This window comes from Mixta intestinalis (assembly GCF_009914055.1).
Classification (GTDB): Bacteria; Pseudomonadota; Gammaproteobacteria; order Enterobacterales; family Enterobacteriaceae; genus Mixta; species Mixta intestinalis.
In genome coordinates this window covers 4,603,873-4,616,158 of record NZ_CP028271.1, presented here as the reverse complement: position 1 = coordinate 4,616,158, position 12,286 = coordinate 4,603,873, and the positions used below count along the sequence as shown (strand labels likewise).

The 12,286-nt window shown below is 54.0% G+C and carries 8 protein-coding genes; all 8 read right to left on the bottom strand.

Translation table 11 applies throughout. The annotated features are described in order from the left end of the window. The 8 genes from C7M51_RS21390 to tssF all read right to left on the bottom strand — a co-directional run bounded on the left by C7M51_RS21390 (position 1) and on the right by tssF (position 12,285). The gene (locus C7M51_RS21390; RefSeq protein ID WP_160623468.1) at positions 1 to 441 is read right to left on the bottom strand and encodes a DcrB-related protein; all 441 of its coding nucleotides are present in this window, start codon (positions 439 to 441) and stop codon (positions 1 to 3) included. A 155-nt stretch (positions 442 to 596) separates the two neighbouring features. Then, positions 597 to 1,025 carry a hypothetical protein gene (locus C7M51_RS21385; RefSeq protein ID WP_160623467.1) on the bottom strand — a complete coding sequence of 143 codons (429 nt, stop codon included), beginning with the start codon at positions 1,023 to 1,025 and terminating at the stop codon, positions 597 to 599. 163 nt (positions 1,026 to 1,188) lie between these two features. After that, positions 1,189 to 1,935 carry a hypothetical protein gene (locus tag C7M51_RS21380; RefSeq protein WP_160623466.1) on the bottom strand — a complete coding sequence of 249 codons (747 nt, stop codon included), beginning with the start codon at positions 1,933 to 1,935 and terminating at the stop codon, positions 1,189 to 1,191. A gap of 5 nt (positions 1,936 to 1,940) precedes the next feature. Beyond that, positions 1,941 to 4,538 (bottom strand): type VI secretion system Vgr family protein, encoded by a 2,598-nt coding sequence (locus C7M51_RS21375; RefSeq protein WP_160623465.1) that lies wholly within the window; start codon positions 4,536 to 4,538, stop codon positions 1,941 to 1,943. Between the two features lie 326 nt (positions 4,539 to 4,864). Next, positions 4,865 to 6,301, bottom strand: a complete 1,437-nt coding sequence (locus tag C7M51_RS21370) for a serine/threonine protein kinase (RefSeq protein WP_160623464.1) — start codon at positions 6,299 to 6,301, stop codon at positions 4,865 to 4,867. A gap of 27 nt (positions 6,302 to 6,328) precedes the next feature. Beyond that, a complete protein-coding gene (tssH, locus tag C7M51_RS21365; RefSeq protein WP_160623463.1) occupies positions 6,329 to 8,941 on the bottom strand; it encodes a type VI secretion system ATPase TssH in 2,613 nt (870 codons plus the stop codon). 435 nt (positions 8,942 to 9,376) lie between these two features. Further along, positions 9,377 to 10,411, bottom strand: a complete 1,035-nt coding sequence (gene tssG / locus C7M51_RS21360; protein WP_160623462.1) for a type VI secretion system baseplate subunit TssG — start codon at positions 10,409 to 10,411, stop codon at positions 9,377 to 9,379. Beyond that, entirely contained in the window at positions 10,408 to 12,285 is a 1,878-nt protein-coding gene (gene tssF / locus C7M51_RS21355; RefSeq protein WP_160623461.1) for a type VI secretion system baseplate subunit TssF, read from the bottom strand. The genes tssG and tssF overlap by 4 nt, the downstream gene beginning before the upstream one ends. Position 12,286 lies beyond the last annotated feature (1 nt).

The window sequence follows — 12,286 nt, the reverse complement described above, 5'->3', positions numbered from 1 at the left end:
TCACCCATTTCGCTGGTTATTTAGCGTCAGGCTCTGCTTAATACTTTCCCAGCGCCGATCGTCTTCTTCCCTGAAAGGGCGCATAGCCGAGAACGTAATAACCATCAGCACGGGTTGATACGGTATCTGCACCGCCAGCTGCTTTTGCCACAGCGCCTGTCCGTTGCGGTTAAAGTTGGTTTCCACTTCTACCCCTCGTATTGCGCGCTCCGGCCCAACGCTGACGCGAGTAAAGCTGCTTTGATTAATTTCTCCTGTTTGCGTACGCAACGTTTCCCATTGGCGATGAAATTCTTCTTCGAAATCGCTCTCTTCAGGAACAGGGCCACGGCTAATAACCAGTGAAAGGCCGCTCTCCTCATCGCGCAGAATATTCATACTGGCATCCTGCCATTCCGCAGGAAATAAAGTTAAAGAGCCTTCAGGAAGAAGATATTTCATGAAAAATCCTTTTTAATAACCTATGGGCGAATACAGCAGCGGTGGAAAGTAATTCATTGCCACTGTCGTTTAATCCAATATTAGGTTTATAGCTGACCGGACAGATAGTGAAAGAGGGCATTCTTACGCGCAGCGCTAATAGATGATAAAGCCGGTCACCTTCCGCGAATAACCACCCGGCTCAGGCAATCAGGCTTGCCTGCTTTAAAACTAAACGTGATAGTTTGTCTGTCTTTATCCGCTGGCGTGGTATAGCTGGTCATCTCGTTTTCAGAGCGCCCACGCGGCACGCCGGTTAAGGTAAGCTGCGGATAATGTTGTTTAATGTCGCCAAGAGAAACGCACTTTCCCTGCCATGAAAAACTCAGAAAGGGTTTCGTTCCTTCAGGTTCCTTGCTTAAACGCAGATCGAAACTCTCGATTTTTTCTCTGTCGTTCAGGTTAAGCGCGTTAGCCTGATAAAAATTAACAGAAGGGTTCTCTTTTACCAGCTTAAATTCCAGGGGGCTTTGCATGACATTATTAACGGTCATCTGTTTAACCGATGCGCTGATATCGTTAATAAAGTTCCATAGCGTTGGCACTTTCGTATCCGCTTCACATTCTATTGCCAGAAATAAAAAAACAGCACTAAAATAAGAAAATTTATTACTTACATACATAATTCCCCCAATGCTCTACTGCTGTGATTAAAAGCAATAGAAACTTAAAAAACAGAAAAAAATAACTTTGATAGATAAACTTTTATCAATTAGACCAAATCCCTTTCTCATTCACTATTACTTTGGTATCGTCTATCACCATCAGGCTATCATCTATTTTACTAATCATATAACGGACCTTTCCATTATTGAAAGTAAATGCAATTACAGGGCATTCACTTTTATCACAGGATGTACGTATAACCTTACCTTTTAACGTTAATGCAGCGCCATCATTTTTACGCTTTCCGATATAAGTTGCGTTATTACATTCTTTATCATCACATTCCGTAATCAGTTTGATGCTAAACTTATCCGTATCAAAAAATTCCACTCTGGTTTTATTCCCTGCACCCTGCGATATATTAAACTTCATATTAGCAAATTTTTTACTCCAGTTTAAAATATCAGACTGAATGTTTTTTTCACCCTGTACATTAGTTTTGTAGTGAATGACATCAGATTCAGGAACAACCCATGCTGCATAAAGCCTTCCATCTGGATAAATAACAAATGCAGAAGAGTTTTCCAGCTGCAAATCCCTTAGCCACCCCTCAATTAATATCCCGCCATCTGATATTTTTTGGCGCTCACCAATCACATCAAAGTTCCCAACGAATGTATCATAATCGCTTCCGGTGACCTGCTTAAGCGCAGAAGTAATTGATACATCATCAAAAACCTGAGAGACACCATGTGGATCATCATAACGACTGAGATCGAGGTCCTTTGCCAATAGTGTGCATGGGAGCAATGCAAGTACGGTTATAAAAGCAAATAATTTCTTTTTCATATCAATTACTCTTGTGATAGTTTTAAAAATTCACTAGCTTCACGCACATATCTTTTCTGCAAGCCGTTACCATACCTTCCCCACCAATTATACCGTTTACCTCCCTGAGTAGTTATAGTATTTCCGTATATTTTCTTATCGTATGCGACTCTGGCTTTAACTAAATTTTTTTGAAATTCTTCAGGAGACATCGTCTCCAGCTTTTCTATCACCGATAATTTTAGTGTATCAGATTTAATAATATCGCCGGTAACCATTGAATTTAATACCGCCTGAGCACCACCACTTCCCCTCATGTGTGCTAACGATGTGATAGCAGCTTGCTTACCCGGATCGGTGAAATTAAGCGCCCCGGCATTTTTTGCCGACTGTGACAGAGCATCGGATACTGCATTAAACTCTTGCTGGCTACCAATACCGTATTTATTTCTTGCCGCAAGTATATTGTCATAATTTTTACCATTCCCTTTCCTGAAACCATATAATTCAGGACGTCCTCCCTGCTCACCCGTGGCGCCTTCGGAAGCCATAACGGAACGTACCACGCGGTCGTCAATTCTTTCCGATTTTGACGCTGTTTTTTCAGCTTTTGTTGAAGGTGAAGGTGAAGGTGAAGGTGAAGGTGAAGGTGCATCAGAAGAAGATGCTTTCTTTAAAGCAACGTCTTTATCCTTCTTTTCCGGCGCAAACTGTGCCTTCACCGCCTGTTGAATATCATTTTTATGACTTGATCCCGGCGCGGTGGTGCCAGCGCTGCTGCCTGCGCTATTTAGATTCAGCTTGCCGCCGCTGGTAGTGATATGACCATCGCCTTCGACAAACAGATTAAAACCTTTACCGACGATATTAATCTGTCCGTTGGCATTCAGCTCAAGAGCGCTCTCCCCGCATATCAGCCGCAGCTGCGTGCCGGAAGCCAGAACGTAAGGTTCGACTACCGCATCTGATTTTCCTTTACCCGTCAGGATCTCATAACCGCCTTTTACCGCCTGAAGCCGTCCGGCTTCTACCCGATGCAGTTCGTTTTTACGCACATAGTGGCTGTGATGGCTGCCGATGCTGCATGAAGCATCGTTCTTCACATTCACATCCATGTTGCGTTCCGCCTGTAACCACACCTGCTCCGCACCCGCCTTGTCCTCAAAGCGCAGCGCGTTGGCATTGGCCGGCGTGCCATCTTTCGACCGGCTCAGAAAGCCCATCTGCGTCGCCGCGCCCGGCAGCGACCACGGCGGCATGCTGCCCTCGTTGTATACCCGCCCTGTGACTATCGGGCGATCCGGATCGCCGTTGATGAAATCGATCACCACCTCATCGTTCACGCGTGGTATCTGTACCCCGCCGTAGCCCTGGCCTGCCCACGCGCTCGATACCCGCACCCAGCACGAACTGGTTTCGTCACCCTTCGCCAGCCGGTCCCAGTGGAACTTTACCTTGATGCGCCCGTAGCGGTCGGTATGGATGGATTCGCCTTTCGGCCCCACCACCCGCGCCGTCTGCGGCCCGTGCGTTTTCGGCCACTCCGTTACCGGTTCCGGGCGGAACACCACCTCTGCCGGCAACACCCGAAACGTTATTTCATGCACCGTGTTGCCTTCTCCACCGCTGGCGTAGCGGTTCTCCTCCAGCCGGTAGTCCGCGCTCAGCGTCAGATATTGTCCGTTGTCGCCGATATGCGGGGCGTTGCGCAGCGTGAAGGTGTACCCCGGCGCGATACCCAGCGCCGTGCCCTTTCCGCTTATCTGCCGGTGCGCCGCCTGCCATTCCTCCTGGCGCACCCGCACGTACTTCTCACCCTGCGCGTGCTCCACGAAGCGCCCCGGCCACTCAAACACCTCGGTCTGCCCCGGCTGCGGTGCCGCCGGGTTCTGCCGCGCCTGTAGCAGCCACGCATGCGGCTTGCGGAAATCATAGTCATCGATGCTGTACAGCCCCGGCGTCACCCGGTCCTCCAGCGCCCAGTGGCTGACGCCCTGTTCGCCGGTGACCCCGCCGCTACCGGTCAGGTGATAAGCAATGCTTTCATAGCCGGGGAAAGGTTCATGTGCCTCCGGCGCGTCCGACAGCACCATGATGTGCCGATCCGCCTCGTGACGGAACCAGTAATAAATCCCCTCCAGCTCCATCAGGCGGCTGATAAAGTCGAAGCTGCTCTCCTGATACTGCACGCAGTATTCCCATACGCGGTAGCTGCCGGTAAGCCGGTCTTCCACCTGTACGTTATATTCCGCCAGCAGTTGTTGGATAATCTGTACCGCCGTCTGCTCCTGGAAGATGCGCGAGTTTTTATCACGTTTCATTGGCCACAGGTCCGGCTCGATGGACAGTTCATAGACGGCATAACGCGTACCGCCCAGCTCCTCACTGTGCACCGCCACGCGGGTAATTTTGCCGTTAAGGTAGCGCACGCCGCCGGAAAGCAGCAGGCCGGTGGGGATGGCAAGCGCCAGCGGCTGGCCCAGCAGCGCGTGGCGCTCAACGCGTGCATCGCTGCCAAGCAGGGTGACGTTCAGGGAGAAGGGCTGCGATAAGGCTTCGCTGCCTTTCAGCTTCCAGAAAAGTAGTCCTTCCACAGGCAGCGTGGCGGTAATACGATTAAACATAAGCGGATTCCATTGGCAGCAGAGCCTTGCCGGAAGTATCGAAAAGGCTCGCAGGAGACAGAATGATCTTTTACAAGATTAAGCAGGCCCAGAGTGATCGGGGCCTGAGCAGGAAAAAAATGAAGATGTATTAATTTAACAAGCGCTTACCATCACAGAGAATGTAAGCCAGCACTGCGAAAGCCGCCGTAGCGTATTCATATGCGGCGATAATAGTGCAGACCGATCCGTAGCAATTAACTCTTTGAGTGCCTGACGCGAAAGATGAATAACGCCGGTCATACCTATAACGCACCGCTGTGTCGCTGCGGCCCTCGTTATATTTTTTAGCCCTGAGGATTAATCAGCCATACTCCTTTCCGCTCAATCCTGATTTTTTGCTGGCGAATCTGTCCATTATTGCTGATAGCAAAATCATATTCTCCCGGCGGCAGCTGAAGTGATGCAAAGCCATTTGGCGCGGGTTCCAGCACCTGCGGGCTGCCATTGAGCGCGACATCCTCTCCGTGCTGAAGCTTGATATAGATCTGCGCAACAGGTTCCGGTGCCGGTGCGGTTCTTTGTGGTGCCGGGGGTTTCGGTGGCGTTACATTGATCTCCGCCGCCTGTACTGGCGGAACGACGGTCGCCAGCGTCTGATCGGTGATCGGTGGTCCGGACGTCGTAGCAACGGGCGGCGCATCGCTGCCGCTGCCGAGCAATACGCCGACAATGATGCCCAGCACCACGCCAGCGGCAGCCAGCCCCGGCCACATATAGCGCTTCAGCAGCGCGGTAACCGTCGTTGCGCTCTCCTCCGGCTCAACCGCCACCAGCATGGTGCCCGGTTTTTCGCTCTCGGCGTTCAGGATATCGTTCAGCTCAGCAGCCGACAGCTCCATCAGCGCGGCGAATGCATCTATCGACTGCGGACGATCGACCGGATTCAGCGCCAGCGCCTTGTCGATAGCGTGCAATAGCGGCAACGAGAATCCCGCCGGACGCAGCTCCGACAGCGGCCTGTAATTGTCCTCAATACTGCGCACTACGCTCACCGGCGGCGGCGAGCCAACGATCAGCGTATGCAGCACCGCGCCCAGCGCATAGATATCGGTCCAGGGCCCCTGCTCGCTTTCGTTATTGTCGCTGTACTGCTCGATCGGCGCAAAACCGGGGCGCAGCATGGTTTCCGACTCATCAGAGAGGTTACCAATCGTCTGACGCGCCGAACCAAAATCAAGCAGCACCGGCACCCAGTTATCCTGAAGCTGGATATTATCCAGCGAGATATCACGATGCAGATATCCTTCCCGGTGGATGGTATTAATCGCGCCAAACAGCGGCGGCAGCAGGCGACGAATCCAGGCCTCATTAATCAGGTCAGGACGCGCGGCGGCAAGGCGTGACAGCGTGGTGCCGCTGTAAAACACCGTTCCCATGTAGGCGGTATCGTTTTGCACCCAGAAACGCAGGACGTGCAGCAAATTTGGATGATTAAAACGCGCCAGCAGGCGCGCCTCCTGAATAAAGCTATTAAGTCCGGCATGAAACGTCTTGCTAAAGCGCTCGCTGCGCAGCACCAGATTCAGATCGGCACCGCGTACTGCCAGTGACGCAGGCATAAACTCTTTAATGGCGATGGTGCGTTCAAGCTGATGATCCCAGGCGCGATAAACGATGCCAAAACCACCGCCGCCAATAACATCTTTAATTTCAAATTCATTAAAACGGTATCCAGGCGGCAATGCGTTGGGCACCGTCCGGTTGTTATCGTGTTCCGACATAATAGACAACTCTCTGATTGCTAAAGCTTACGCCTCGAACTGACACTGAAACTCACCCTGGTCAAAGCTGACACGCAGGTGACGATAACGCTGATCGCGAGCGCTGGCCGTAAGCAGCATCTGACTCATTTGCGGCAGCAGGGTATTGGTCAGGATGGCATCAACCATACGTCCGCCCGATTCGACTTCGGTACAACGCTGCACAACCTGGCTAATCACGCTGTCATCGATTTGCGACACGATACCGTGATTTTCTTCAAGCCGACGCTGGATGCGCTTGAGCTGCAGGCGAACAATTTCAGCCAGCATCGCATCGCTTAACGGGTAATACGGCACCACCAGCAGACGCCCAAGCAGGGCAGGCGGGAACACTTCCAGCAGCGGCCCGCGCAGCGCGGTAGCCAGCGCGTCCGGTTCCGGCAGCAGCTCAGGATCGGCGCACATTGCGCTAATTAACTGTGTCCCAACGTTTGAGGTCAGGATAATAATGGTATTGCGGAAATCGATACGGCGTCCTTCGCCATCCTCCATCCAGCCTTTATCAAACACCTGGAAGAAAATCTCATGCACGTCCGGATGCGCTTTCTCAATTTCATCCAGCAGCACCACGCTGTAGGGACGACGGCGTACCGCTTCGGTCAATACCCCTCCTTCGCCGTAGCCGACATAGCCTGGAGGTGCGCCTTTCAGCGTGGAAACAGTATGTGCCTCCTGGAACTCACTCATATTGATGGTGATAATATTCTGCTCGCCGCCGTAGAGCGACTCGGCCAGCGCCAGCGCGGTTTCGGTTTTACCGATCCCGGAAGGACCGCACAGCATAAAGACACCGACCGGCTTATTGGGATCGTCGAGCCGCGCACGTGAGGTCCGTACCCGCTTCGCAATCAGATCCAGGCCGTGCCGCTGGCCGATAACGCGCTCGTTTAACGTATCAGCCAGCTTCAGCACCGCATCAATCTCATTTTTCACCATGCGGCCCAGCGGAATGCCGGTCCAGTCTGAAACTACCGCCGCCACCACATTGCTGTCCACGGCGGCAAACAGCAGCGGCATATCGCCCTGTAGCTCGTGCAGCATCTGTTGCTTTTCTGCCAGCGCCTGCTGCAACGCCGCCAGATCCGCCTCCTCTCCGGCATACAGCTGAGCGCGCAGGTCGATAATGGCATCAACCAGTTCGCGTTCCTGCACCCAGCGCGCCTCCAGCGCCTCACGCTCGACGGCAAGCTGCGCCAATTGTGCATCCAGCTGAGCAAGGCGTTCACTCTCGCCAGCGGTCAGCTTCGCCTCACGACCGGCAATTTCGCGCTCAATTTCCAGCGCGGCAATGCGATGAAGACAATCCTCCAGCTGCGGCGGCTGCGCGCCCTGGCTGACGGCTACGCGGGCGCAGGCGGTATCCAGCAGCGCCACCGCCTTATCGGGCAGCTGGCGTGCCGGAATATAACGATGGGAGAGTTTAACCGCCGCGCTAACCGCCTCATCCAGCAGCAGCACGCGGTGATGACTTTCCAGCGTGCTGACGGTGCTGCGCAGCATCAGCAATGCTTTTTCTTCATCCGGCTCGTGCACCTGTACCGTCTGGAAACGACGGGTCAGCGCCGGATCTTTCTCGATATACTTTTTATACTCCGCCCAGGTGGTGGCCCCAATGGTACGCAGCTGACCACGCGCCAGCGCCGGTTTCAGCAGGTTGGCGGCGTCGCCGGTGCCTTGCTGACCGCCCGCGCCAACCAGCGTATGAATTTCATCAATAAACAGCACGATGGGCGTCGGGCTCGACTGCACTTCGTTGATCAGCGCCTGCAAACGCGCCTCAAATTCGCCTTTCATGCCGGCTCCCGCCTGCAACATGCCGATATCAAGCAGCCAGAGCTGAACATCCTGCAACGGTGGCGGCACCTCGCCTGCGGCAATGCGCAGCGCCAGCCCCTCCACCACTGCGGTTTTACCCACGCCCGCCTCGCCGGTTAACAGCGGATTGTTCTGACGGCGGCGCATCAATATATCCACCATTTGCCGGATTTCTTCATCACGTCCGGCAACGGGATCGATTTTTCCTTCACGCGCACGCGCCGTCAGATCCTGCGCATACTGCGCCAGCGTGCTCTTTTGCTGCGGCGCAGCGTTCAGATTTTCCGTCTGAGCGGCGGCCTGCTGCGCCTCTTTACTGTTGGCGAAAATCGTTTCGAACTCTTCAACCAGCAGATCGGCGCTCAGACGGCTAAACTGCGACGAAATACTTTTCAGCACGTTAGCGAGGTTGAACGTTTTCAGGATGCCGATCAGTAGATGACCGCCGCGAATCTGCGTTACGCCAAACTTCAGCGATCCATAAACCCAGGCGCGTTCTACCGCGTTATCGATATGTTCGGAAAGATCGGAAACCGCGCTGGCACCACGCGGCAGACGATCGAGCGCGGCAACAATATCGCGCGTCAGCGTATCTTCATCCAGTGAATAGTGACGAATCAGCTGCTGTAAATCACCGTCCTGATGCTGCATAAGCTGATGCAGCCAGTGAACCAGTTCCACATAAGGGTTACCACGCAGCTTACAAAAAGCCGTCGCGCTCTCCAGCGAAGCAAAAAGTAATGGGTTTAGTTTGCCGAATAATACGGCGCGGCTTATTTCTGACATAATGTCCTCTGAGAAAATTAATTGTATGGAATTCCTTAAATAAGCGAAATGCTGCGTAGTTAAAGTTTCTGTCTTTAACTTTATTTAATTTTTAAAAGGCAAACAGTAACAGCATAAACATCAACATATAAACGCGAACTGTCCGGCGGCCCTGAATTTAAAAACCACCGTCGATCTACGCCCGGTTGAAAATAAATCAACAGATTGCATCCGGCATAAAAATAAAAAAACAATAACTTTACCGACAACATCAGGATGCAAATTATCTAATTTAATTATTATTAAAATGGTTATTATTAAAAATGAAAAAGTATAGTTCAAAGCGGTTATGAAATTAGAGGGCGTTACGCAATTGGCCGCTTATTTTCCCGGATAATATTTAACATCATTAATCTGGCGATATCATCCTTACGCGTATAAATAGTATTTTTTCTGCTAATTTTCGGGATTAAACACCAGATCGCCACGCGGCTGCGGCGTCGGCTGATAACCGATCCAGCTACTGTACCCCAGGCGCGCCTCTCCGCCCAGCGTAGCGCCGCTGACCTCCGCGCTTGCCAGCACCAAACGTGCTTCCCAGACATATTCCACGCCCAGATACTGACGCACCCAGTCACGCAGCGCTTTGGCATGTCGCTCGCCGGGCAGAAACGCGTTGTAACGTTCCAGCGACAGCGGGCCAATATTGATACGCAGCTTATGCTGCACGTCGCGTACCGCTATGCCAAGAAAGGTGGTTTCACCGAGGCGCGGCATCTGACGCCCGGTAGCCAGACGTGCACGCTCGCGCGCGTCGAGCGTCAGCCACTGCGCGACATTCTGCTCAATGCGCACCGGTACGCCAAAATAGTGCTGGAGCACCTTCTCCAGCCCTTCTGCGTCCCGTCCGTGTCGGCTGAGGTGGCCCGCCATCATCAGGCGGGCATGTTCACTCAGACAGCCTTTGGTTCGCTGGGCGGGCTGTCCCATCCCGATCAGACAAGCAAGGTAACGGTCGAAACGCTGCCCGTCGGCGCGGTCGAGCGATACCGTCGGCTGCGCATCGGCCCAGGCGCGATAAAACAGCAGCGTCAGCCGATGATGGAACAGATCGGCGAAGGCCGTCAGGCTGGAATCCTGATAGTGATACACCCGCTCGCGCGCGTACTCGGTCATATGGATCGGCAGCGGACCGTTCGGGCCAAACAGACCGAAACTCAGAATCGATACATCGTGCAGCGGGCTACCTTCCCGTGCGCTAACCGCCGAAAGCGTAGACGGCGCGAAGGCCAGAGAAGGCGTCTGGCCGATACGCAGCGGCTCATGGCGCGGCTGCGGTGCGCGTCCCAGCGGATATTTTTCGCCACCCTGAGCATCAATACGCCGCAGCAGCTGAAAGAGATCGTAGCGCCAGGGGGTCTGTATCAGCCCGTCCCAAAAGCCATCCGGCAGGCGCTGTAAAATTCGCACCCGTTCGTTAGCCTGACTCATATCAACGCCCTTTTACCCATGCGCGGCGGCCAGTATCCGACCTCGCCGCGTTGCTGGCTGGTCAGCGTCATTTCGGTAAAGCTGTTGATGGCAACCAGCCGCGAAAAGAGCCGCTCCAGTACGCTGCCGAACAGCCACGGGCTGCTGCCAGAAAAAGCCTGCTCGTCAACCTGTAGCTCGATGCCGATGCCACGCGCAAAAACAATCGGACCGGGTTCCGGCACGCGACGATGCACCGGACGGAGCTGGCAGTGCCGAATCCCGTCAATCTGTCGCGCAATAGAGGCTTCCGCCAGGTTGGCATACAGCCCCAGCATCTGACGCAGCGCGGCGGCCCCTTCGCCATCATCGCTGTCCATCAGGCTGAGGTAATTCATCTGTAGATGGCTGATTAAGCGCCAGGTCGTCAGCCCTTCCGCCAGCGCCGGACGCGGCGGCGTCGGCCCTTTACGCATCGTCAAGCCGGAGGCGGGCACCGAATCGGGCAGTTTAAAGCCATGACGATCCTGCTGAAGCAGCATCAGCGGTAGATCGCGGCTGGTACAGAGCACTTCCGCCGTGATATAGCGCAGCTCCTCATGCCAGGGCGAATGCAGTTCATCCACCAGCGACAGAAAAACCTCGGAGCCGATATAGCCGGTACGTGCGCCGTAGCGCTGCGCATGTTCCGACAGCGTGCGCTGCTCGCGCCGCAGAGAGAAGTAAGCGCCGTAATCGCCGCTGTCATGGCTGTAGGTGCTCCAGAACGGGCGGAAGACCTGCTCTTCGCGCTGCCCTTCGCCAGAACCATACAGTTTTTGCACCGAGTAAACTTCATAGTCGAGCGGACGAATATTATCGACCACCAGATGATATTCATGATTGCTTTCGCTGAGCTTCTGGCGCTCCGCCACGCGTGGAAACAGGTTGATCACCGGCGTGCAGTGCAGCGCCAGGTGGCTGCTGTCTACCACGCGCTCCAGCGCGGCATCGGCTTTATCCAGCAGCAGCACGATTTCAAACTCGCGATCGCCCTCTTCCACCAGACGCAGCAGCGGGCGCAGCTGACCAATGCTGATAAACTGGAAGCGCGCCGGGAAAGCGAAATACTCATGCAGCAGACGATAGCCGTCAAAGTTACGCAAATCGTTTGGCAGCAGCGCCTGCTCCGGCTCGAAGCCCTCCTGCCTCAGGGCATCATCATGCAACAGCTGGCGGCGCGGCGATTTGCCCACCGTCTGACAGAAAATGCCGACGGTATGCTGCATAATCAGCTCCAGCAGCTTAAGCGCCTCAATATCAGGGCCGCTGAGGAAAAAGACCAGCCGATCGAAATCAAGGTTATCGAGCGCGGTGGTACTTTCACAGCGCAGCCGTATGCGCAGCGCGCTAACCGCACCGCGCTGGCTCAGCCCCATCTGCCCCAGCGGAATATCCGCCGGTACACCGCCCAGCTCTACCTGGGCAATATTCAGCGGCAGCAGTGTGACCTCATGCGCCGTCGCGTAGCTACAAACCACGCCGTTTTTCTTCAGCAGCTGGCTATCCAGCATGGTGCCACGCGCCACGCGAAAACCGCGATTGATATCCCCTTTACTGCTGTCAGGATGCAGCTCAGCAATCGCCATCGATGGCGTAGGTGCCAGATAACCGGGTGCGATCATCTCCAGTAAACGCTGAGAAAAACGCGGAAACTCGGCATCCATTTTTAGCTGAACGCGTGAGGTAAGAAAGGCAAAGCCCTCCATCATACGTTCAACGTACGGATCGGTTACCTCAATGCCCTGCATGCCAAGACGCCCGGCCACTTTTGGGTAGCGCTCTGCAAATTCCGCTCCCAGCTCTCGCAGATACGCCAGTTCGCGGTTGTAGTATTCGAGCAGTTTACTTTCCATG

Excerpts from the sequence above, each read along its gene's own strand:
- tssG (WP_160623462.1), bottom strand. The coding sequence starts at position 10,411 with ATGAGTCAGGCTAACGAACGGGTGCGAATTTTACAGCGCCTGCCGGAT.
- C7M51_RS21390 (WP_160623468.1), bottom strand. The coding sequence starts at position 441 with ATGAAATATCTTCTTCCTGAAGGCTCTTTAACTTTATTTCCTGCGGAA.
- C7M51_RS21380 (WP_160623466.1), bottom strand. The coding sequence starts at position 1,935 with ATGAAAAAGAAATTATTTGCTTTTATAACCGTACTTGCATTGCTCCCA.
- C7M51_RS21375 (WP_160623465.1), bottom strand. The coding sequence starts at position 4,538 with ATGTTTAATCGTATTACCGCCACGCTGCCTGTGGAAGGACTACTTTTC.
- tssF (WP_160623461.1), bottom strand. The coding sequence starts at position 12,285 with ATGGAAAGTAAACTGCTCGAATACTACAACCGCGAACTGGCGTATCTG.
- C7M51_RS21370 (WP_160623464.1), bottom strand. The coding sequence starts at position 6,301 with ATGTCGGAACACGATAACAACCGGACGGTGCCCAACGCATTGCCGCCT.
- tssH (WP_160623463.1), bottom strand. The coding sequence starts at position 8,941 with ATGTCAGAAATAAGCCGCGCCGTATTATTCGGCAAACTAAACCCATTA.